At 43.6% G+C, this 20,188-nt stretch carries 18 protein-coding genes; 15 read left to right on the top strand and 3 right to left on the bottom strand.

What is annotated here, in order from left to right:
• Window positions 1-18: 18 nt before the first annotated feature.
• The 3 genes from ACYUCY_RS10125 to flgA all read right to left on the bottom strand — a co-directional run bounded on the left by ACYUCY_RS10125 (window position 19) and on the right by flgA (window position 1,757).
• A complete protein-coding gene (locus ACYUCY_RS10125; RefSeq protein ID WP_460226370.1) occupies window positions 19-522 on the bottom strand; it encodes a flagella synthesis protein FlgN in 504 nt (167 codons plus the stop codon).
• A 71-nt stretch (window positions 523-593) separates the two neighbouring features.
• Complete coding sequence (gene flgM, locus ACYUCY_RS10120) at window positions 594-914, bottom strand: flagellar biosynthesis anti-sigma factor FlgM (RefSeq protein ID WP_460226369.1); 321 nt, start codon at window positions 912-914, stop codon at window positions 594-596.
• A 123-nt stretch (window positions 915-1,037) separates the two neighbouring features.
• Window positions 1,038-1,757, bottom strand: a complete 720-nt coding sequence (gene flgA / locus ACYUCY_RS10115) for a flagellar basal body P-ring formation chaperone FlgA (protein WP_460226368.1) — start codon at window positions 1,755-1,757, stop codon at window positions 1,038-1,040.
• A gap of 276 nt (window positions 1,758-2,033) precedes the next feature.
• On the opposite strand from flgA, the gene ACYUCY_RS10110 reads away from it, so the two are divergent.
• The 15 genes from ACYUCY_RS10110 (at window position 2,034) to ACYUCY_RS10040 (ending at window position 20,132) form a co-directional block, all read left to right on the top strand.
• Window positions 2,034-2,981 (top strand): chemotaxis protein CheV, encoded by a 948-nt coding sequence (locus ACYUCY_RS10110; RefSeq protein ID WP_460226367.1) that lies wholly within the window; start codon window positions 2,034-2,036, stop codon window positions 2,979-2,981.
• An 18-nt stretch (window positions 2,982-2,999) separates the two neighbouring features.
• A complete protein-coding gene (locus ACYUCY_RS10105) occupies window positions 3,000-3,869 on the top strand; it encodes a CheR family methyltransferase (RefSeq protein ID WP_460226366.1) in 870 nt (289 codons plus the stop codon).
• A gap of 305 nt (window positions 3,870-4,174) precedes the next feature.
• On the top strand, window positions 4,175-4,597 hold the full coding sequence (flgB, locus tag ACYUCY_RS10100) for a flagellar basal body rod protein FlgB (protein WP_460226365.1): 423 nt from the start codon (window positions 4,175-4,177) through the stop codon (window positions 4,595-4,597).
• 2 nt (window positions 4,598-4,599) lie between these two features.
• Window positions 4,600-5,040 carry a flagellar basal body rod protein FlgC gene (gene flgC / locus ACYUCY_RS10095; protein ID WP_460226364.1) on the top strand — a complete coding sequence of 147 codons (441 nt, stop codon included), beginning with the start codon at window positions 4,600-4,602 and terminating at the stop codon, window positions 5,038-5,040.
• A gap of 61 nt (window positions 5,041-5,101) precedes the next feature.
• Complete coding sequence (locus ACYUCY_RS10090; protein WP_460226363.1) at window positions 5,102-5,812, top strand: flagellar hook assembly protein FlgD; 711 nt, start codon at window positions 5,102-5,104, stop codon at window positions 5,810-5,812.
• A gap of 30 nt (window positions 5,813-5,842) precedes the next feature.
• Entirely contained in the window at window positions 5,843-8,197 is a 2,355-nt protein-coding gene (locus tag ACYUCY_RS10085) for a flagellar hook-basal body complex protein (protein ID WP_460226362.1), read from the top strand.
• A gap of 139 nt (window positions 8,198-8,336) precedes the next feature.
• Window positions 8,337-9,080 carry a flagellar basal body rod protein FlgF gene (locus ACYUCY_RS10080; protein ID WP_460226361.1) on the top strand — a complete coding sequence of 248 codons (744 nt, stop codon included), beginning with the start codon at window positions 8,337-8,339 and terminating at the stop codon, window positions 9,078-9,080.
• 81 nt (window positions 9,081-9,161) lie between these two features.
• A complete protein-coding gene (flgG, locus tag ACYUCY_RS10075; RefSeq protein ID WP_460226360.1) occupies window positions 9,162-9,947 on the top strand; it encodes a flagellar basal-body rod protein FlgG in 786 nt (261 codons plus the stop codon).
• Window positions 9,948-9,963: 16 nt separating this feature from the next.
• Window positions 9,964-10,677, top strand: a complete 714-nt coding sequence (gene flgH / locus ACYUCY_RS10070) for a flagellar basal body L-ring protein FlgH (protein ID WP_460226359.1) — start codon at window positions 9,964-9,966, stop codon at window positions 10,675-10,677.
• 36 nt (window positions 10,678-10,713) lie between these two features.
• On the top strand, window positions 10,714-11,817 hold the full coding sequence (locus ACYUCY_RS10065; protein ID WP_460226358.1) for a flagellar basal body P-ring protein FlgI: 1,104 nt from the start codon (window positions 10,714-10,716) through the stop codon (window positions 11,815-11,817).
• A gap of 36 nt (window positions 11,818-11,853) precedes the next feature.
• On the top strand, window positions 11,854-12,948 hold the full coding sequence (gene flgJ, locus ACYUCY_RS10060) for a flagellar assembly peptidoglycan hydrolase FlgJ (RefSeq protein WP_460226357.1): 1,095 nt from the start codon (window positions 11,854-11,856) through the stop codon (window positions 12,946-12,948).
• Between the two features lie 32 nt (window positions 12,949-12,980).
• Window positions 12,981-15,719, top strand: coding sequence for a flagellar hook-associated protein FlgK (flgK, locus tag ACYUCY_RS10055; protein ID WP_460226356.1), 2,739 nt, complete (start codon window positions 12,981-12,983; stop codon window positions 15,717-15,719).
• 79 nt (window positions 15,720-15,798) lie between these two features.
• On the top strand, window positions 15,799-17,406 hold the full coding sequence (gene flgL / locus ACYUCY_RS10050; protein WP_460226355.1) for a flagellar hook-associated protein FlgL: 1,608 nt from the start codon (window positions 15,799-15,801) through the stop codon (window positions 17,404-17,406).
• Window positions 17,407-17,441: 35 nt separating this feature from the next.
• Window positions 17,442-17,738, top strand: coding sequence for a hypothetical protein (locus ACYUCY_RS10045; protein WP_460226354.1), 297 nt, complete (start codon window positions 17,442-17,444; stop codon window positions 17,736-17,738).
• Window positions 17,739-18,008: 270 nt separating this feature from the next.
• Complete coding sequence (locus ACYUCY_RS10040) at window positions 18,009-20,132, top strand: flagellin N-terminal helical domain-containing protein (RefSeq protein ID WP_460226353.1); 2,124 nt, start codon at window positions 18,009-18,011, stop codon at window positions 20,130-20,132.
• The last annotated feature ends 56 nt before the right edge of the window (window positions 20,133-20,188 follow it).

Here is a 20,188-nt window from a genome sequence, read left to right as displayed (position 1 = left end):
GCAAGCGGCGAAGAGAATCTAAGCTTTGACGACTGTATGAGAGGCGTTGTGCGAATCTGTTGATCCAGCGTTATTGTACAGGCTGGGTGGATCCATTTGGCCGCGTAAAGTATTTAGTAATCGGCCTAATGTTTGTTTGCCTCGCGCTACCATTTTTCCGTTGACATTATTTAAATGCTGACATTGTTGAAGATTGGCAATGAGCAGCTCCGCCGATTTATTTAATTCGTCGTCGTTTATCTGCTGAATGAGCTGTTGCCAGTTGTCTTCATTCGGTGCCAGCTTGAGTAGAGTCAATAGAGAAAATCGGTGTTGGCAATTGTCCTCGATGGCATCGAGAAGATTATTTTTCGCTTCAACGATATCGTTTAATTCAGTGGTTTTTCTTTTTATCAAGGTGTCGCGCTCATTGCCAAGTAAAACAATGAGCTTTGCACTGCTTGCTAAATCTTCTTGAACTAAATTTTTGATCTGAATGAGGTGCTGTGCAGAGAGAGTTAGTGATGATACATCTGAGTTCATAATACCCGCCTTAAAATGTGACAGCTGCCTGCAATCTGAGTCAGCAAGCCGTTAAATTTCTAGGCGTAAATTTATTTGCCTAGTAGTTCTTCTTGCTGCAACAAGCGTTCCGCAATTCGTTCGACATTGATTTCAAAGCTGCCATTCGCTATCGCTCGTTTAATTTCTGCAACACGAGAACCGTCGATATCCGCAGAAGCACGTATTCTGGCTTCCAGACTTTTTAAGGTCTGAGCTTCGGGGCTCAAATCAACCTTGTCTTGCTCGGCCGCGTTTGATTCGGTTTTTACTTTGCTCTGCTGGCTAGAACGCGCATCGATTTGACTCGCCGCTTTATTGCGAGGGTTGTCGGATCCAGCCGCAGGGACTCTGTTGTTGGGATCAATGTTCATGACTAGTATTCCTAAACTTTCATCTGCTTAAGTTGCCTTAAATTAACTCTCAACAGTGCTATCGGCCACTGATTAGGTAACTTTAGCCCTAATTTACAAATTATTAAGGTTAATTTGGGGCGTTCAAAGGATTGCCTGAACACGACCTTCCGCTAATACCTCTACCATGACCGTTCGTTGTGATTGCTCATTCTTAATTCGAATTTGTTGTCCTACTTTGCCATCACTTAAGGCAATACCTTGGCTTGATACACTGATACCACGGCTATGGGCTTCGATGACAACGGCATCTCCGCGTTTGATGACTTTTGGCGCGCTTAGGCTAGCTTGGCGTATTGGCTGACCGCGCACTGTCGGTCTTGTTAACTCTTTGCCCAGGGTATCCGCAAGGTTTGTGACAAAACCATAGGCGAGGGTTGTCGTATCAACATCAATAATTTCCAGATCTGCTTCAGTTAAGCGTGTGCCTTTTGCGAGATTGTGTTTTGCAACAATAACGGGCAATTTCATTACGACTTTTGCTGAAACCAAAATCGCCCAAGGTTTACTACCTTCACACCGAGTGCGTACCGCTACATTACCGCCGTGATTTCCTGTATCTCGAAGGGTAAACGTCAAAGATTTGTCACAACGCTGTAACCGTAACCTGGAGTCTAGCCGAGAAACATTAATAGTGACGCTCTTGGCATCGCCATTGTTCTCGTAATAATGATTTTCGAGAAAAACGGTGACGGAATTGTAAATTTCACTTACATCTTCAAATTCAGAAGCAAAACTCTGCGGCGCGCCCGTAAACAATAAGGAAATTGCAAATAAGCTGCTGTAAATCTTACCCACTTTCATAATCTGGCCTATTCTTTACTTATAAGTGCCGCTAAAAACGACTAAATCGACGCAAAAACAATTGATTCGGAACGTATAGCGTCAGAATTTTTACTGTCATATAGGTCTCATAGCAAACTTTATGCCGGGTGTCAGTAATCCCGTACTTAGCCATAGCGAATTGCCGCTACAACGGGAAGTAAATAATTAGGTAGAGGATAGGTAGAAGGTAGTTGCCTGAAATGGCGATACCGAATATTACGGGCTAGTCTTAAAGTCTTATTTAAAGGAGCAGTCATGCCCAGTGTACTGGATAGTGTTAACTCGAGAACGCAACTCGTCGGTGAGAATCGATTGGAGTTATTGTTATTCAAGTTAGCGGGTGATCAAGCGTATGGCATTAATGTATTTAAAGTGAAGGAAGTATTGCAGTGTCCGAAATTATACGAACTTCCACAGCGGCACCCAGTGGTTCGAGGTGTGGCAAATATTCGCGGTAATACGGTATCTATTATCGATATGAATCACGCTATCGGTGGTGAGCCACAGGCAGATGTAAGCAAGTGTTTCGTCATCATTGCAGAATACAATCGCTCAACTCAGGGTTTTTTAGTGAGTTCCGTCGAGCATATCGTTAATCTCAATTGGGAGAACGTTCACCCGCCACCATCTTGTGCAGGTGAAGACAATTATTTAACAGCGATTACTCAGGCTGAAGACCGCCTAGTTGAAATTATCGACGTTGAAAAAATTCTTGCCGAAATTACGCCAATGCCGCAACTATCAAATACTGATCAAGAAAAAACGCTAGATGAAGGCAGTGATGTTAAACAACATGTATTAGTCGTGGATGATTCAGCGATTGCTCGCAAGCAGGTTGCCCGGGTCGCTGAGTCCTTAGGCTTTACGGTAACTGCGCTAAAGGATGGTCGCGAAGCGTTAAACTATCTATGTTGTCTGCTTGAAGAAGGCAAAAATCCGATTGAAGAATTATTGTTGGTTATCTCGGATATCGAAATGCCTGAAATGGATGGTTACACTTTTACTGCTTCAGTGAGAAACCATCCAGACCTTAAAGATCTACATATTATTTTGCATACTTCGTTGAGCGGTGTCTTTAATGAGGCAATGGTTAAAAAGGTAGGTGCTGATAATTTTGTCGCGAAGTTTTATCCAGATGATATTGCTAAATGTTTGCAGGAACGAATAGACGCTTGTAACGAGTCGGGCAAAAACAACGCTTAGTTTGTAAGGAAGTAGCGATTGCAAAATAACACTGAGATTCACGGGGAGGAACTGCACAACGATATTGAAATTTGTGCTGTATGTGATTTTTTGCAAGAAAATTTCGGTATAAGTATCGCTGAAAACAAATATTATCTGGTAAAAACAAAACTAAAACCCCTACTCTTGAAGTACGAACTTCGTACTTTCGGACAGCTGCTCAAACACCTGTCGTCAGGGAAAGTTACGAGTTTGCGCCAAGAAGTCGCTGATCTTATGGCCACCAATGAAACGTTTTGGTTTCGAGATCAGTATCCCTACGAATATCTTAAAAAAATTATTTTGCCGAAATTGGCGTCTAGTCGATCGAGTCATCAAGAAATTCGAATCTGGTCTATGGCTTGCTCTTCTGGCCAGGAGCCTTATTCTATTAGCATGATCGCTAGTGAGTGGATGAGTGAGGCAAAAGATAATAAACAAATGCAAATAATGCCGGTAAGGATATTGGCGACTGATTTGTCGAGTAAAATGATCGATTACGCTAAGGTCGGCGTTTATGACAAATTTTCAATGACACGTGGATTGGATGAGAAAAGAAAATACCGATTTTTTGAACAAGAGTCTGCAAATCGATGGCGAATAGATTCTGCTCTTCGCTCACGAATAGAGTTTAGACAATTTAACCTACTGAATGACTTTTCATTGTTAGGCAAGTTTGACATTATTTTTTGTCGAAATGTATTGATCTACTTTACACCACAATTAAAACAATTAATTTTGCGGCGCATAAGTTCCAGCTTGCGGGATTCTGGTTGTCTTGTATTAGGGTCCTCTGAAGGAATCAACGAGTCTGAAAAATATTTCAATATGTTGCAAACCAATCCGGGAGTGATTTTTCAGAAAAAATGAGCACCTCTCCAATCTGCTGTTAACCTCTATCAGCATTGTTATCTAAATAGCTCCTTATAAATAACCACCTATAAATAATTCTTCAACGGATCGAACTGTCGTTGACCTTTTTGTCTGTTGCGGGATAATTTTTTGCCGGAATAGCGGCAAGCAATTGCCGCTTTCGCTCTTCGTTCAATTGTTTGTTGTCTGCTGTTACAAATAAAATAAAAAAAACATTAATAAACAAAGAGATAGCGAACCATCCTGTTTTGGCACAAGCCTTGCAAAATCTCGATAAAGTCAATCGAATTCAAGGTAACAACGTGGCTATAAATTTTAATCAAGCATTGGGTATTCACGAACAAGCCCTGCATGTTCGCACAGCGAGAGCTGAGCTGATCGCGAACAATCTCGCGAATAGCGATACGCCGAACTTTAAAGCCAGAGATATTGATTTTCGACAAGCCCTAAGAACGGCACAACAGGATAGCTCGATAGAGGGTAAGTTAAATTTACAGACGACCAATAATCGCCATCATACCTTAAGCGACGTAATGGGCTTTAACGAGGGCGGCGAATTTGAATCATTATTTCGTGTACCCATGCAAACATCTATAGATGGCAATACGGTCGATGAGCATGTCGAGCATGCTGAATTTATGGAAAACACGCTGGCTTATCAAGCGAGTTTTACTTTTCTAAATAGCAAATTTAAAGGCATTAACAGTGCGATCCGTGGAGAATAACGATGGGCATTAATTCGGTATTTGATATTGCAGGTTCCGCGATGACCGCGCAAAACATTCGCATCAATACGACTGCAAGCAATATTGCCAATGCACAGTCTGCAGCATCCAGTATCGATGAAGTCTATCGCGGTCGACATCCGGTTTTCGCAGCAGTTCAAAGAACTGCGATGGAGTTCGGTAACGACGACGACAGCAACGATCGGAAAGCAGGCGTTGGCGTCAGTGTGTTGGGAATAGTTGAGAGTGACGCGCCTTTACAAAAGCGCTATGAGCCGCACCATCCTCTCGCGGATGAAGAAGGTTATGTCATGTATCCCAACGTTGATGTAGTGGAAGAAATGACAAATATGATTTCTGCTTCACGTTCTTTTCAAATGAATGTAGAAGTAATGAATTCTGCGAAAGAAATGCTACAAAAAGCCCTTACTTTAGGCCAATAGTAAATTTTTTCGGATCAATAAAGTTAATACGTAGATTTAAATAATTTTTGGAATTTACATTATGAACGATGTCAGCGCAGTAAGTTCGGCAATCAGTGACTTAGACATACGCCGCAAGCAAGAGACGTTGCCAAAGGACAATGAACTTGGGCAAACCGCTTTTTTGGAATTGATGATCACCCAGCTAAGCAACCAAGACCCATTGAGTCCACAGGAAAATGGAGAATTTATAGCGCAATTGGCTCAGTTCAGTTCTGTTGAAGGTTTAGAGCGATTGAACGAAAACTTTGACAGCTTCGCGAATAATTTCACTTCTAACCGAGCGCTCCAAGCTTCATCTTTAGTGGGTAGCGCGGTAACAGTTCCTGGCGATACGGGTTTTTTGTTAGATGGACAATTAGTTTCCGCTACCGCTGCATTACCGGCATCGACTGCGGATCTTTCCGTTAATGTTTACGGTGAATCTGGCGAGCTTCTTCAACAATTCCCTGTCGGTTTTCAAACTGCAGGCGATGTAGCTTTGCGATGGGATGGCCTGAATCTTGAGGTTGATGGAAAAATTATTCCCAGTACTGGGGGTTCTAGTACAGCGTTTGGGCCGGGTAAATATCGTTTCGAAATTACTGCGACGCAAGATGGAAAACTAGAAGAGCTAGATACAGCAGTAAGTGCAAACGTAAATAGCGTTACTGTTGAAGCGAACGGAAACATAGTACTCAACCTTGCCGGTATCGGCGCGGTAAATTTGAGCGATGTAAAACAATTTAATTAATTTTTTGTAGTAATAGTTCAGGAGAACATCATGCCATTTAATACAGCCCTCAGTGGAATTCGTGCCGCAAACAGTGATTTGCGAGTGACGGGAAATAATATTGCGAATGCGAGTACTGCCGGGTTCAAGGAGTCTCGTGCGGAATTCGGTGATGTTTATGCCACTAGCTTGTTGGGAGGAGGATCAAATTCAGTTGGCAGTGGTGTACAACTGCAATCTGTTTCACAGCAATTTGGTCAAGGAAATCTAAATTTTACCGAGAACCAGTTAGATTTAGCGGTTGGCGGCGGCGGTTTTTTTATCGTTAGTGATAACGGCGATCGCCTGTACACACGAGCGGGAACATTGGGTTTAGATTCAAACGGCTTTATTGTCAACAATACCAATGCAGTATTGCAAGGTTTTCCAGCCGATGCTTCCGGTAACGTAAGTGGCGTTATTGGTGATCTGCAGATCCAAGCCGATATTCAGCCACCAAGACAAACAACCGGTGTTGATTTAGCGGTTAATTTGGATTCGAACGAAGATGTATTACAGAGTACGGGATTATCTTTTTCTACTGACGGCAGTGTCGTAGGTGTTGCACAAACCGGGCAACTAACGGCAACAACAACTAACTTACCCGTTGGCGCTGTTGCGACGCCTATCGACTTTGCTGCGAACCCCGCAACATTTGACGTAACTCTCTCAGGATCTACACCCGCAGCTGCGAATGGCACTGTTTCTCTAAATTTAAATTCTTCGACAGCAAATAGTTTGCAAGATGTTGCGAATTTAATTAACAGCGCAATTTTTGGTGCGGTGACGCCGATCAATGCGCAAGCTATCGTTAACGGTACAAGTTTGGAATTCCAAGATTTAACTACGGGTATTGGCTCAACTATTACTTTGGCAAATATTACTGGTGCGCCAGGTAATGCTTTATCTGTTGCACTGGCTGCAGCCCCGGCGTCAACTTCTGGTGTTGCTGCTGCTGACAATGGTTATGCCGTTCAAACGATGGACATTGCGGCCCCCGACGGTTCTACGATAACTTTTAATAGTGTTGTCGGTGCATCAGCGGCACAAACCGCGTCGGAATTAAATGCGTTGGCAGGTGTTACTGCTGCGGCTTCAACTTTTGGCTCTATTGCTTCAGCGGGTTTTGACAATAGTAATAACAATCTTGTTCTTAACGGCGTCGCATTAACGAGCACAACGCTCGCGGCCTTGGAAGCGGAAATTAATAGTTTGACCTCGTCGACATTACCGGGCATTACCGCCGTTGTTAATGGATCTGGAGATCTCGATATCAGCTCAGCAGTTGGCGATGATTTACGCTTTTCATTTTCCGGCGCAGGCGCTGGACAAGTTGATATTTCCGGTCGTACGGGAACGGGAACTCAAACGGTAACGAATGCACCTACGAATCAATCGGGTGTAGTTGGTGGCACTGTTGATATTGTGTTGCAGCAAGGGTATTCAATTGCCTCGACTTCTCCAACCGTAGGTAATATTTTTTCACCATTGACGCCTGCGAGCTTTACACCGCTGGTGATTAATCAATTCTCTCCAATTGACCAATCAACTTACAATCACGCTACATCAGTAACGCTTTTCGATAGCTTGGGTAACTCGCATGTAATGACACAATATTTTGTTAAGCAAGCGTTTGATCCAAATGATCCTACGACATCCCCTAATCATTGGGTGATGTATGCGCAAATTGACGGCCAAGATATCGGCGATCCAAATACTGCGTTGCCGCCACCACAAAATACTTTGCCAACCCGCGCCTCCTTTGATTTATTTTTTAATTCAGACGGAAGTTTAAATAATTTGCTAACTTCACCAATGTTGGTGTCGAACTGGACTCCACTAGACTCTAGCGGCAATCAAAATGGTGCGGTAGGCCCACTTAATGTTTTGCAAGGCGGTAGCATCCCTGTACCTTTTCCACCAAGTAGTTCTAATTTCGAAATCGATTTGAGTGGCGCTACTCAATTCGGAAGTGTGTTTGCGGTTAACTCTGTCGATCAAGATGGTTTTACTACCGGTCGTTTATCCGGTTTAGATGTCGATGAAACGGGCGTTATTTTCGCTCGTTTCACTAATGGTGAAGCACAGATACTTGGGCAAATTGCGTTAGCAGATTTTAATAACGTTCAAGGTTTGCAGCCGGTCGGAAACACAATGTGGGCAGAAACGTTTGAAACTGGAACTGCCAATATTGGAACGCCTGGTTCTTCGTCACTCGGCAACATTACCTCCGGCGCATTGGAAGAATCTAACGTAGATTTATCGCAACAATTAGTTAACCTCATTATTGCGCAACGAAATTTTCAGGCCAGTGCAAAAACCATTGAGACTGCTAATCAGACTACGCAGACGGTCATTAATATTTAGCGACAATTTTAAATTCAACAAAAAATTGACGGCAACAAAAGTTAATTTACTTAAAAGCGCTTCGGCGCTTTTTTTTGGCATTGAATCTGCATTGTTATTGATAATTCATTAAAAGCGGCAAAGTTAGGAGACATAAACAATGGACAGAGCACTTTATATTGCGATGTCGGGCGCAAAACATAATATGCAAGCGCAAGCGATTCATGCCAACAATCTTGCCAACGTCAGTACACAAGGTTTTAAAGCTGATTTCGCGCAAGCGAGATCAATGGGCGTGTATTACGGAGAAGGCTATGCATCAAGGGCTTATGCGGGTGTAGAGTCCCCGGCAATCGATTTTGCACAAGGAACAGCAATGGCGACAAACCGAGAACTCGATATTGCCTTAGAAAATAAAGGATTTATCGCGATTCAAAATCCTGATGGTAGCGAGTCTTATACACGCAATGGCAGTTTGTTTGTTGATAGTTTGGGAATGTTAAAAACCGGCAACAACTTGCCGGTAATCGGCGATGGTGGACCGATCCTCGTTCCCGAACATGAAAAAATTGAAATTGCCGTCGACGGCACAATTAGCGTAGCGATTAAAGGTGAAGCACCGTCTGGTTTAACGGAGATCGGACGTATTAAGCTCGTTAATCCAGAACTTGAAGCGATGGTAAAAGGTAGCGACGGTTTATTTAGAATGAAAGACAACAGTCTAGCCGTTGCTGACGCAAGTGTTCGTGTGACGCCGGGATTTCTCGAATCTAGCAACGTCAAGGCGATTAATGAATTAACTGATATTTTGTCATTGGCACGACAGTACGAGTTACAAGTGAAGTTGATGCAGACGGTAGATGAGAATTCACAAACCTCGGCACGGCTATTGCAAATTAGTTAAATAAGCTATCGACGGCTGCCATTAGCTTGTCACTTTAGTTGATAAAAAATGGCAATCGTTACTGAACAGGAGAAGTAGATCATGCATGCGGCACTTTATGCGAGTAAAACTGGACTCGCGGCACAAGACTTACAGCTAACAACAATCTCTAACAATCTCGCCAACACCGGCACCGTTGGTTACAAGCGAGAGCGTGCTGTGTTTGAAGATTTGCTTTATCAAATTGTTAGGCAACCAGGCGCACAATCAACCGCGGATACCCAGCTACCCTCGGGTTTGCAGTTAGGCTCGGGTGTTCGAGTAGTCGGTACGCAGAAACAATTTACGGAAGGTAATCTACAAATTACTGAACAGTCTTTGGATGTGGCAATTGTCGGAAGAGGATTCCTGCAAGTTCAACAACCTGATGGAACAACGGGATATACCCGGAACGGTCAATTACATTTAGATTCCGAAGGTACGATTGTTAACGCATCAGGGCTTGTCATCCAGCCAAATATAACCGTTCCGCAAGGGGCAACAGGTTTGACCATTGGTACCGATGGCACCGTCTCGGTTCGCTTGCAAGGGCAAGCAACACCACAACAAATTGGCAGTTTAGAGCTGGTAGATTTTATTAATCCTGCAGGTTTGCAAGCTATTGGTAGCAATCAGTTTTTACAAACTGCTTCGAGCGGAGATCCGCAAGCGGGTACTCCCGGTCAAAATGGTTTGGGAGAAATTCAACAAGGCAGTCTTGAGAACTCGAACGTCGATATCGTTGAAGAAATGGTTAATCTCATTACCACTCAACGTGCTTACGAAATGAATTCCAAAGTTGTATCAACTGCCGACCAAATGTTGCAATACATTGGTCAAAACCTTTAACGGTTAAATGGTAATTATGAAAATTAAATTTACGGTTAATAGAGCTCCAGCTTTTCTATTCACAATATTTGCAATTTCTTTTTTGCAAGCTTGCGTGATTCAACCGCCACCAAAACCCGGTGATCCCTATTATTCACCGGTTATTAGTGCGTCACCTCGACCTGAGCAGAGCGTAGGTGGATCACTGTATAAAACGGGTATGGGGCTTTCTCTTTATGGCGATACCAAGGCGGCTCGAGTCGGTGATGTCATAACAATTATGTTGGATGAAAGAACCGTTTCTTCGAAATCATCAAGTACTTCGGTAACCAAGGACAGCGAAGTCAGCTTTAGTGAAGATTCCGGCGGCAATACTTTGCTAGGCAGTAATCCAACTTTCAAAAATCTAAGTTTGTTAACTGACTTAACACAAGAACGCGATTTTTCCGGCGCGGCTGGAGCAGATCAGAGCAATCGCTTGCAGGGCAGTATCACGGTTACCGTCGCTGACATTTTACCGAACGGCAATATGGTTATTCGCGGTGAAAAATGGATGGCGCTAAATCAAGGCGACGAATACATTCGCATCAGCGGAATAATCCGTCCCGCAGATATCTCGCCGCAAAATACAGTGCCCTCGACAAAAATCGCTAACGCGAGAATTACTTATAGTGGCACTGGAAGTTTAGCTGACTCACAAACCATGGGTTGGCTATCGAAAGTTTTCAATAGCGTATTCTGGCCATTCTAAATTCCATTTATTGATGAAGAATTTTAAGAGAGCGATATGAATTTAAAAAAACTAACAATAGTTTTCGTGATGCTACTGATGGTAGATTCCGTGAGTGCGGAGCGTATAAAAGATATTGCCGCGATAGCCGGAATACGATCGAATCAATTAATTGGTTATGGTTTAGTGGTCGGTTTAGATGGCACCGGAGATCAAACCAACCAAACACCTTTCACCACACAATCATTTATTAGCATGATGGAGCAGTTTGGCGTAACGGTTCCACCAGGTGCGAGAATGCAACTAAAAAACGTTGCGGCAGTAACCGTGCACGCAGAGTTACCGGCATTTTCTAAATTAGGTCAACAACTTGATGTCACCGTGTCATCAATAGGCAACGCGAAAAGTTTACGTGGAGGCACCTTATTGATGACGCCGCTGAAGGCTATCAACGGTGAAGTTTACGCTATTGCGCAGGGTAGTTTGGTAGTGGGTGGATTCGGTACCGAAGGCAGTGATGGGTCGAGTATTACGATTAATGTTCCCAGTGTTGGCCGCGTGCCGAATGGTGCTTTGGTAGAGAAAGTAATCGCCAATGATTTTAATAGCGGGAAACCTATTGTATTTAATTTACATCGAGCTGATTTCACAACATCGAAAAGAGTGGCGGACAGTATTAATACGACTTTGGGTCCAGATGTGGCGCGTTCTGTTGACGCGATGTCGGTTATGGTTGATGCGCCAGTTGATCCTTCACAGCGAGTTGGCTTTATGGCCTTGCTGGAAAATATCGAAGTGCGTCCCGGAGATGAACCCGCACGAGTGGTAATTAATTCTCGAACAGGAACTATTGTTGTCGGGCAACATGTCAGAGTAACGCCCGTCGCAGTTACTCATGGAAGTTTAACAGTAACCGTTACTGAAACTTTCGATGTTAGCCAGCCAAATCCATTCAGCGAAGGGGAGTCGGTGTTGATTCCTCAAAGTTCCATTGAAACAGATCAAACTGCCAGTCCGATGTTTCAAATTAATGGTGTTTCTAGTCTTGAAGATATCGTCAGAGCTGTGAACACCGTCGGCGCCTCGCCTAGTGATTTAATGGCGATTATCGAAGCGTTAAAACAATCAGGCGCTTTACGTGCTGAATTAATTGTTATTTAGAAAAAGTTGTTCTTAATAAGTAGGGTTAAATAAACGATGAATATGGATACAACCGCAAGCTTGGCTCTCGAGAATTCATCGTATACCGATCTCAATGGTTTAAATAGAATAAATCAATTGGGTAAAAAAGATCAGGACCTCGCTCTAAAAGAACTTGCCAAGCAATTTGAATCCATTTTCCTGAATCTTATGCTCAAAACAATGCGAGACAGCAATGCGGTTTTTGAGGAGGGCGGACTTTTTCAAAGTAACGAAATGAAATTTCATCGCGATATGTTTGACAATCAATTAGCTTTGACCATGTCAGAAGGGCAAGGTATTGGTTTGGCTGACGCATTTTACAATCAAATGATTCAACAGTATCCACAGGGTCCCGTAAGTACCACCAATATTCCAAATATGGAAATGCCTTTGCCGACGCGACGTATTCCAATCAGTCCTTCCAATTCAACAGCGAACAATGTGAGCTCCCAAGGACTAACAGATATACGTTTCAATGAAAGCAATTCGCCAAACAGCAATCAAAAACAGCTCGATGTGGAAATTCCTATTGATACGCAACCTGCATCAGCAAATCAACATGCTAATGAAAAAATTCAGATCGAGTTTGATGGCGATCCTACTAACTTCGTTCAAAAGATTTATCCCTATGCGCAGAATGCGGCAGAAAAACTTGCTGTTGACCCAGAAACTCTAATCGCACAGGCGGCTTTAGAAACCGGTTGGGGTAAGCACGTTATTTATGGGAGTGATGGTGAGTCGAGTAATAATATATTTAACATGAAGGCCAACAAGAATTGGCAGGGCGATAGCGTTGCGGTATCGGCGCTAGAGTATAAAGACGGTATTGCGGTTCAGGAAAACTCAACATTCAAGAAATATGATTCTATTCAAGATAGTTTTAATGATTACGCGAAATTAATATCGCAGCACCCGCGTTATCAGCGAGCAAGTTCGAAAGTCGAAACTGAAGAATATCTCAACGAAATACATTCAGCCGGCTACGCAACCGATCCAAACTATGTTGAGAAAATAATGACGCTGTATAACGGTGATGTCATTCAGTCTGCGCGAAATCTTGCAGACCCAATCAAATCGATTTCACCGACAGTTTCATTTCCACAAGGATGATTAAAAAGGCACTTTGTGTAGGTTGTTAGATTATGGGACTTTTATCAAATGCGATTTCCGGATTGCAATCGAGTCAAAATGCACTGCGGACTACGGGCCACAATATTTCCAACTCAAATACCGAGGGCTTTAGTCGACAGCGTGTGGAATTCGGAACACGCCCCGAGCAACTAGCGGGAGCGGCGGGTTTTATCGGGAGCGGCGTTACCACACAGAGTATCGAACGTGTTGTGAGTGAATTTTTAACGAACCAATTACGTTCAGATACCACTACATTTAATGATTTGAGTTCGTTTAATGAAAAAATAGGCGGTATCGACAGCTTGCTTGCCGATCCAGGTACGGGATTGTCAAATGGTCTGCAAAATCTTTTTGCCGCTATTCAGAATGGTGCGGATGATCCTGCATCACCGCTGGCGCGCCAGGTCATTGTCGATCAATCCGAGAGTTTAACTTCGCGTTTTAACGGCTTGTATACTCGCCTGGAAGGAGTCGCTGCGAATGTTTCCGCTGAATTACGAGTTGTGATTAGTGAAATAAATACCATTGCCCGAACGATTGGTGAATTAAACGAAACGATTCGCGTACAAAAAGGTTCGGCACAAGGTTCTCCGCCGAATGATTTGTTAGACAAGCGCGATGAACAAGTGCGTCGCTTAGCCGAGCTTATTTCTATTCAGGTTATTGAACAAGATGCTGGCGATTTCAATATTATGATTGGTAATGGCCAACCGCTAGTAGTTGGAAAATCTATTGGTCAGCTGTCAATCAATAATAGTAACGAAATTTCTATTACCAGTGGCTCGCAGTTAATTGAAGTCACTGATGTTGTAAATGGAGGTCAGATCGGCGGGTTACTGCGTTTTCAAGATGAGGTGTTAAATCCAACTTTGAATGAACTCGGTCGTGTAGCGATTGTTCTCGCAGACGAGTTCAATAAAGTACAAACCCAAGGTTTGGATCTAGATGGTGACTTTGGTGGGTTATTTTTTACTGATATTAACGATCCGAAAATTGCAGCATTGCGAGTTATTGCGAATAGAGGTAACGCCTTACCAAACGATCGCGTACTTTCGGTCACTATTGATGATACTTCTCAGCTCTCAGTGAGCGATTACACGTTCGATTTTATCCCCAACACAAATAATTATCGCGTAATTCGGAATGATGATGGCGAAGAAGTGGCTCAGGGAATATTGTCCGGAACTTACCCAACTTCAATTCAGTTCGAGGGTTTAACCGTACATCTAACCAGCGGCTCTTTTCAGGGCGGGGATTCATTTTCTATTCAACCAACGCGACGCGGTGCGGTTGATATTGAAACGCTTATAACACGACCGGAAGACATTGCATTTGCTTTGCCGGTTAGAACTTTAACCGGCATAGGTAACACGGGTACCGCCATTGTAAGTGCGGGAGAGGTCTTAAGTATTCTCGATGGCAATAATAATATTCTGCCGAGTTTTGCAAATAACGGCAGTTTAACACCGCCAATATTAATTCGCTTTACTTCACCAACAACTTACGATGTTCTCGATACTTCTGATCCAGCAAACCCGCGCCAACTAGATCCACCTTTACGTAATCAACCCTATACCGCAGGACTTAACAATTCGGTATTCACTTTTGATCCCGGAGAAACAATTGTTACTGGAAGTGGAGCGTCAATGGGACTACCGAACGGTAGAACACCGACGACTTTGTTAGTTGGAGCAGCCGCGCTTACCAATAATTATCCTTTGGAAGTTTTTAACTTTACCACCACCGATCCAATCTCCGGTCTCACTTCCTTACAATCAGTGACGACTAATTTTGGAGATTCTGCGGCAAATACTGCGGGGTTATTAAGTAGTATCGAAGGCGTCGAGGCCAATGCTTTTACAGAAGCAATCGTTACTGATATTGATATCACTAATTTCACAGTTCCCTTACAAATACGTTTGAATGGCGAGTCCCTTGTGGGTTATTCCGGAAGCGTGATTTCTTCAGACGTACCAGACCCGGCGGTGGATGAAGCCGCGTTTAATGATTATTTAGTGTCGCAAATAAATTCTAATGCCAACCTTAGTGCTTTAGGTTTTTTCGCGAGCGCGACGTCGAATCCGGTGACGGGTGCACCTGAAGTAAAAATCCTGAACACTAATGGTCACGATCTTGATATTCGATTAGAAGGCGTCGCGGGAGACACGATATCTGTTAACGATGGAGTTAATCCGAATGTACGTTTAACAAGTTTGGGTGCGGGGTCGGAATCGGCGCTGACGGTCGGCGGACGAATTGATCTCAAATTGTCTTCAGACGTTGTTTTGAATACCGCCCCGGTTATTAGTCAGTTTTTTGGCGATAATTCTGCGGCTAATTTTGCGCAGCCCTCGTTCAGCGGATATCAAGTTTCAATTAAAGGACAGCCGAATGTGGGCGATAGATTTAATATTGAGTTCAACTCAAACGCCACGACCGACAATCGCAGCGCCTTGAAATTTGTTGGTATCGAAACCAGACCAATAATTGATGGCGAGAGACTTAGTGTCTCGGGTAGTTATCAGCAGCTCGTCGAGCGCGTGGGTACAACGAGTAACCTTTCGCAAATCAATACTGAAGCGAGCGAGGCATTACTAGAAGAGACTCAAACGGCACGGGATGCAGTATCCGGTGTTAATTTAGATGAAGAGGCTGCGAACTTAATTCGTTTCGAGCAGGCGTATAACGCCAATGCACGCGTGATAAGTGTCGCGAGAGATTTGTTCGACGCCTTGCTGAATGCAGTTTAGTACGTATCTAAGCTACGGTAGATATGTAGAGTAAAAATGTATTTATTCAAAAGATAGAACCTATCGTTGAGGTCGAGTTATGCGTATTTCTACGCAACATATCTATAGCATTGCCGATATAGGTATTGCGAAAGCACAACAGGCAATTGTGAAAACTGAAGAGCAGATAGCTTCGGGAAAGCGAGTGGTCAATCCTGCGGATGACCCTATTGCCGCGACAGTTATTCTACAAATCCGCGAAAGCTTAGCGCGCACTGATCAATTTCGTAAAAATATTGATGTGGCACAAAATATTATTGAACGTGAAGAAGTCGCTCTCGACGGTGTTGTGAATCTCCTACATCGCGTCCGGGAACTTACTGTTCAATCGGGTAATACTGCTGTGTTGAGCGATAGTGATTACGAGGCGATTGCGATTGAAATAGATTCCCGTCTTGAAGAGATGCTTAATCTAGCGAATACGCAAAACCCGGGTGGGGATTACGTATTCGCAGGGTATCAAGGTGGAAGCCAACCCTTCACCTCAGACGGTGCGGGAAATTATTCCTATCACGGTGATGAAGGTTCAATAGCAATTCAGGTTACAACGAACGCTCGAGTTCAGGTGAGTGATTCAGGTCAGCGGTTATTTGAGAATGTTGCGAGCGCTGAAAATACCATTAGAACCAGCACTAGTTCATCAAACCAATCCAACCCTCCGGTACTCGTTTCCGTTGGTCAGGTCGTTGATCAAGCGACTTATGATCAGTTTTATCCAGAAGATATGGAAGTCACTTTTAATGCAGTCGCTAATGTCGTGCCTGCTGCGACCAATTACACCATTACTGAACGTTCCACCGGGCGAGTCATTGTGCAAAATCAGTTATATCAAAGTGGCGAGGATATCGTAGCCAATGGTGTGAGTTTTACAATCTCCGGTATTCCATTTTCGGGAACTGCTGCTACTGCCGCGACGCTGCAATTTGGGGTCGATGCGGCACAGAATTTTGCGGGTGATGAGACAGGAGAGAGTCTTACATTGCGAGTTGGTGGGATAACAGAAACCTTGGTCATCGGTAGTAATGTCACCAATGATGCAGACATTGTTACCGAATTAACTACCGGTGCGAATGCTGCTCGATTGGCGAATCTCGGTGTTACGGTGAACAACCTGGTTTCACCACCGAGGTTTGAATCGGCGAATGGTCTCAATATTGAAATTGATCCCGGTAATAATAGTGGCGCTAATATTTTAGCCGCAGTAGGAATTAATACCGGAACAGCGTCTGCAAACGGCGTGCTCGCAGCCCCTGGAGATAAAATATTAATTGAATCGGAAAATCAGCAAAGTTTACTAACCACTTTATCTCGTCTAAGTGAAGCCTTACACGGTGTTGAAGCGGGGTCTCCGCAAACCAGAGCACTGGTTGAAGATGTTGTGGCAAACACATTGGTAGTTTTAGACAATGCAGAAACAACAGTAAACTCAGTCCTGGGTGAGGTGGGCGCACGATTAAATACCTTGGATAGCTCCCGAGAATTACATCTGGATTCTGATTTACTAAATAAAAAGGTTTTATCTGATATCGAGGATTTAGATTTTTCGGAAGCGGCAACACGGTTATCGTTACAAACTTTTATATTGCAAGCTGCACAACAAAGTTTTGTTCGCGTCAGTGGTTTGTCGCTTTTTAATTTGCTTAGGTAAATTTAAACTGAATAACAATTATTTGGCAGCTAAAAATGACACTTAGTAATATCCTAAATTGTAGTGAAGCTTTATTGAAGCTCGCAAAAGATAAAAAATGGGATGATTTTCTTTTGAAGCTAAATGAAAGAGAATTATTAATTTCAGAATATCAAAAATTAAATACTTTAAATACAAAGAAAAATGACGACCAAAGAATAATCTTGAATCTGAAAACGTTAAACGACAAATTAATGGCGCTGACAATCGCTCATCGAGAGGATGTTCAGGGTCAATTACTTAAGTTGTTTAAAGAAACTAGTGCGAGCAAGGCCTATACTGGTAATCAATAAGTATAGTGTTAGGCGGTTGCCCTGTAATAGTATTTTATTGTCTACTATTATAGAAGCAGCGTCATTTCTATTGTGCTCCCGTCTGCTTAGAGCAAAATAGACTAGAAAAAAAATTATAACAATAAAGAGTTATTGAATTTCTCGAAAAAAATCTAAAGCTCCTTGTGATTACGTCGATACAGATACCAGATGTCCAATTCAGCCACTGGCTTGCACGGACGGATGATAGTTCACATATCGTGAATAGGATATAAATGTAGGAGAGTTCCCATGAGTTTAGTTATTAACACTAATGTATCCTCACTGAATGCCCAGCGTCAGTTGGTTAAGTCAGGTGCGGAGCTGAGTCAAGCCAGTGAACGACTAGCGTCGGGTCGAAGAATTAACTCAGCAAAAGATGATGCGGCCGGTTTGGCAATTACCAACCGATTAACATCGCAAGTACGTGGTTTGGACCAAGCGGTTCGAAACGCGAACGATGGTATTTCATTGATTCAAACGGCGGAAGGTGCCTTGGAAGAAACCACGAACATTTTGCAACGTGTTCGCGAACTTTCAATTCAGTCTGCTAACGGAATCTATACAAACACTGACCGAGCGACACTTGATGCGGAAGTACAGCAGCTTGTTGCCGAATTAGATCGTATCGCAGACGTAACCACTTTTAACGGACAAAAATTGTTAGACGGTAGCTTGAAGAATGTTGAGCTGCAGGTAGGTTCACAAGCCAATCAAACCATCGGTCTTTCAATCGATGCAATTGATGCGGATAAATTAGGTTTGGGTTCTCAAGCCGTTGATCTACTGGGTTCGGAGATTAATCTAGCAGCATCGGTTTTTTCCGCAACGGCCGGAACTGACATTAGGGACGGCGACGTTCTTATAAACGGACAATCAATCGGGACATTTGAAACCGGAACAGCGGCAGCAAATACTTTGTCTGATTTGGTTCAATCAATCACAGACAACGTTAGTGGTGTTACAGCGTCTGCGGTAACTCAATTAGAAGCATCGCAAGTCGGTAGCGGAATTATTGATAACGATGCGGGTCAGGGCTTTAATATCACGGTGACCGAATTAAACGGTGCTGTTCAAACGTATCAAGTTCGTGAAAACACCACAACGCTTTCTGAGTTAGTCGACGTTGTTAATGGTGTAACAGGAGGTGCGATCAACGCGTCCTTGAATGATGATGGCGAACTAGTGTTGGCGAATAATTCAGGTGCGACGATTGCCGTATCTACTGTCGGCGGTTTGAATTTGCAAACCAGTCTCGGCACGAATTCATTAGTTGGTGATGGTTTGTCTCAGAACGGACAGTTAATTTTAACCTCTGACAACGATGAGCCGATTACCATTGAGCGTGGCAATACAGGTACTTTAGTTGACTTGCATAATCTTGGCTTCCGTGAATCATCGGCACAAGGCGTTATTGAGGGCGCGGGTCTTGCAGCCGCACAAGCAAATACGGCTTGGGGTGTCGGTGATGTCACCATTAACGGTCAGGCAATTAGCACAACCAATACTGACAGTTTGGCAGGAAAAATTAACGCGATTAATTCCTCGACTAATGAAACTGGCGTAACAGCGAACGCGTTTTCGACAGTCGGTATTGATTTATCGGGTGTAACTGTAGCTACGGCATTTGCTGGAACAGCAAGTTCAATCCTGATCAACGGTACGACTGTTGATTTCAGTGCAGATACGACCATTCAAGCTCTTGCAGATAGAGTTAACCTCTCTACAAATACTCACGGCGTGGTTGCTTCTGTACTTGGTAATAGCCTGCAATTTGAGTCTGATCAAGGTGCGATCGTACTCGGTGCTGCGACTGTTGATTCGGCATTCGGAGCGATTGCTGCTGAGGGTTTCACAGGAGCCAGTTTTATCGAATTCGCACCTGCTGGAGCGGAAGTTACAGTAGCTGGATCACTTGTTGGTGCTTCTTTAACGGTTGAAGCAGGAATTAAGTTAACCAGCGATAGTGGTAACCCAATCAGCGTCGAGCTTGGTGTCAACGCTAACGCGGCTGAAGTTGGATTACTCGAAGCTAACAATACTGCTGCCGGCGCGTTTGGTAGTGCGCTAAGTAGCGTGAGTATTAAAACTGCGGCTCAAGCTCAAAAGGCAATTGAGGTCGTCGACAACGCTTTGGAAACAATCAACAACACGCGATCAGCGCTCGGTGCGGTGAACAACCGGCTCGATTTCACGATCTCGAACTTGTCGAACGTTTCTGAGAAAACCGCTTCCGCTCGATCACGAATTTTTGATGCGGATTTCGCAAGAGAAACTGCGGAACTAAGTAGAGCTCAGGTGCTGCAACAGGCCTCCACCGCGATCCTCGCGCAGGCTAATGCAAGACCACAGCAAGTTCTCTCTTTACTACAGTAACTCGTTGAACCCTAATTCACCGAGCCGAATTTAATCGGTTCGGTGGAGTAAAGGTA

It is taken from the genome of Aurantivibrio infirmus (assembly GCF_054767315.1).
Note: the sequence above shows the minus strand (reverse complement) of the source record. Positions and strands in the feature narration are given on the sequence as shown.